2 protein-coding genes and 1 pseudogene are annotated in these 2,742 nt (G+C 64.4%); all 3 read right to left on the bottom strand.

From position 1 onward, the window contains the following. Positions 1 to 186 (bottom strand): annotated as a pseudogene (locus WAN71_RS24995) (SRPBCC family protein); the annotation flags it as partial. Positions 187 to 195: 9 nt separating this feature from the next. Beyond that, entirely contained in the window at positions 196 to 1,254 is a 1,059-nt protein-coding gene (locus WAN71_RS24990; protein WP_422227901.1) for a dihydrodipicolinate reductase, read from the bottom strand. A gap of 18 nt (positions 1,255 to 1,272) precedes the next feature. Beyond that, on the bottom strand, positions 1,273 to 2,742 hold a 1,470-nt coding region (locus WAN71_RS24985), incomplete at its 5' end, for a long-chain fatty acid--CoA ligase (RefSeq protein WP_422227900.1).

Here is a 2,742-nt window from a genome sequence, read left to right as displayed (position 1 = left end):
CACCACCCGGGTCTGCCCTGGCGCATGCCACGCGCCGATTTGATCCCGGACTTCTTTGATCGGCGGGATGGGCCCATACCAGTGGCTGAAGATCGTCGGCAGCGGCACCGGCAGGGTGCCGGCGAAGGCTTCATCGAGGCCGACAGGTATCAGTCGCGACTGTTCGACAGCCAAGGAGCTTGTCATGACCGCAGGCTACCGCGACAGCCCGGGCGCGGCCCGAGCGGTTATCAGCGGCAGGTCGAAGAAGCTTTGGATGCCGGCCGGGGCCGCGCAGGTCGCCGGGACGGCGTTCACGCAATGCGCCGCGGTGGCGACGATGCCAGGGTTGCTTTTCAAGCCGGCCTCCACGCTTTCCGGCTGCCAGCCCTTGACCGTGATGAAGGCGTCCGGGTTGCCGCGAACTTCGATTTCGTAGCGTTCGCCGGCTGGCCCGAATGACCAAGGCGGATCGAGGTTTTCCTCGCCCATCAACCAGTTCACGGTGATCCGGACGACCACCGTATCGCCGACCAACGACTCCCAGTGGAAACGGCGACCGGCGACCTGGCCCGGCTCGATCACCCCGATCGGCGAGTCGATCGGCGCGCTCGCGACCGCAACCTCCTGCGAGGTGCGGATCTCGGGCTCGGCGGCGAAACCCAACCGATCGACGCACAGTCGCACCGATTGAATGAATCCGCCGTCAAGAATTTTCTGCATCGGTCCAGTTAACGCGCTATCCGGCGTCCCACCGAAACCCATCACATAACGCAGCACATCCGGTGCGCCGTAGGTCCGGAGGTCGGAAAACTCCTCGGAGCGAACGAAAGTCACCCCGGTGGACATCACCGACAGCAGCAATGGAAACAGTTCCGTTGCTGCACCGGGCCCGATACCGGCGCCGTGCAAGGTCGCGTTGCCGGCCTGCGCGGCCACCTCTAACGGTGCGGCCTCCTGCTCGCCCGGGTAGAACCAGCCGACCGGAGTAACGACATTCTTCCCGGAGCGCAGCAGTGCCGCGACTTCATCGGCATTGGGCAGCAACGGCGCGTAGATCACCGCATCGGCGTCGAGCGCGAGAATGTCGTCGAGACTATTCGTCGCGGTCACGCCCAGTTTTGTTGTGCCCATGATCTCGCCGACGTCCTTGCCGCTCTTGGCATCCGAATGTACCCAGCAACCGGCGAGTTCCAGTTCGGGATGCTCGAGCACGCCTTTGATCGCGGCCACACCGACCGAACCCGTTGCCCATTGAACGACCCGGAGGCTCATGGCTTCCCTTCCCCGCCGTTAATCTCGCGCTTCGCTGACCTGATAAACGTCGTCGGCGTACCGGGACCGGATGGTCTTCTTATCGTACTTGCCGACACTGGTACGGGGAATCTCGTCGATAAAGGTCCAGCGCTCCGGCAACCACCATCGAACGACCTTGTCGGACAGGAAGTTGCGCAGATCCGTGGCGCTGACGCCGGAGCCTTCTTCGGCGACGACGACGGCAAGCGGCCGTTCCTGCCAACGCTCGTCGGGAACCCCGACCACGGCGGCTTCGATCACGTCCGGGTGTGCGACCAGACAGTTCTCCAGCTCGACCGACGAAATCCATTCCCCGCCAGACTTGATCACGTCTTTGGCGCGGTCGGTCAGCGTGATGAAGCCTCGTTCGTCGATGCGACCCACGTCGCCGGTGCGCAGCCAGCCGGAGTCGAACTTCGACTCGTCGTATCCCCGGTAGTAGGAATTGGTGATCCACGGACCGCGAACTTCCACTTCACCGACGGCTTTGTTGTCGTTGGGCAGCACCTGCCCGTGGTCGTCGACTATCCGGGCTTCCACGCCGCATATCGGCTGGCCCTGGGTCGCACGGAACGTCCAGTGCTCCTCCTCCGGGGTGCCCGGCGGCGGCCAGGCCATGGTGGCCATCGGCGAGGTTTCGGTCATGCCCCACAGCTGGCGGATCTGGACGCCGTGCTTGTCCTCGAAGGTGCGCATCAGCGACACCGGCACCGCCGAGCCGCCGCAGGCCACCAGTCGCAGCGACGACACGTCGTGGCCAGGATCCTTTTCCAGGCAGTGCATGACGTCGTTCCAGATGGTCGGCACGGCACCGGCGACGGTGGGTCGCAACTTCTCGATCATGTCGATCAGCGACCTGGCGTCCAGATGGCAATCCGGCAGCACCAAGTCGGCCCCCGCCATCAGCGCCGCATACGGTAGGCCCCAGGCGTTGGCATGGAACATTGGCACGATCGGCAGCACGCAATCGCTCGAACCGACCCCAATGCCGTTGCTGGTACAGGTCGCCATCGTGTGTAGATAGCTCGAACGGTGGCTGTAGACAACGCCTTTGGGGTTTCCGGTGGTACCGCTGGTGTAACACATCGCGGCCGCGCAGTTCTCGTCGATGTCCGGCCAGTCGAACTCGGTCGACTCGCCGGCCACCACGTCGGCGTAGCGCAGCACTGTCTTGCCCGATTCCTCCAGGGCCGCCAGGTCACCCTCGCCGACCGCGATCACGGTGTGTACGGTGTCGAGTTCGGCCAGGACCGGCGCGAGCAATTTGGCCAGCGACAAATCGACCAACACGACTTGGTCTTCGGCCTCGTTGGCCACGTGCACGATCTGCTCGGGAAAGAGCCGGATGTTGAGCGTGTGCAGCACCGCGCCCATCGCCGGCACGGCCAGATACGCCGCCAGATGTTCGGCGTTGTTCCACATGAACGTGGCGACTCGCTGGTCGCCGTTGACGCCGACGCGCCGCAA

Origin of the sequence: Mycobacterium sp., from assembly GCF_049280035.1 — a bacterium.
Lineage (GTDB): Bacteria > Actinomycetota > Actinomycetes > Mycobacteriales > Mycobacteriaceae > Mycobacterium.
Note: the sequence above shows the minus strand (reverse complement) of the source record. Positions and strands in the feature narration are given on the sequence as shown.

Bases quoted from the DNA above. Each gene is read 5' to 3' on its own strand.
- WAN71_RS24990 (WP_422227901.1), bottom strand. From the start codon at position 1,254: ATGAGCCTCCGGGTCGTTCAATGGGCAACGGGTTCGGTCGGTGTGGCC.